This window comes from Mesorhizobium sp. BHbdii (assembly GCF_053848045.1).
Genome location: NZ_JBSPKX010000313.1, coordinates 1 through 399 on the forward strand (window position 1 = coordinate 1; position 399 = coordinate 399).

General features: G+C 65.9%; 1 protein-coding gene. It reads left to right on the forward strand.

The features are described from left to right. On the forward strand, nucleotides 1–399 hold a 399-nt coding region (locus ACWTU8_RS33205), incomplete at both ends, for a DsbE family thiol:disulfide interchange protein (RefSeq protein WP_455851428.1).

Below are 399 nucleotides of genomic sequence, written 5' to 3' on the forward strand. Positions count from 1 at the left end.
CCTGTGGCAGCTACTGTCGGGACGCGATGTCTCGGAAGTGCCCTCGGCGCTGATCGGCCTGCCGGCGCCGCAGACCAATCTGCCGGCACTGGAGGGGTCAAACCTGCCGGGGCTTGATTCCAGGGCGTTCGCCGGCAAGGTCACGCTGGTCAATGTGTTTGCGTCATGGTGTGCGCCGTGCCGGGAAGAGCATCCGGTGCTCCTGGCGCTGTCGCAGGACAAGCGGTTCACCATGGCGGCGCTGAACTACAAGGACCGTCCGGAAAACGCCCGCCGGTTCCTCGGTGATCTCGGCAATCCGTTCCAGGCCATCGGCGTCGACGAAGCCGGCCGCACGGCGATCGACTGGGGTGTCTACGGCGTGCCGGAAACCTTCGTCGTCGGCAAGGACGGCAAGAT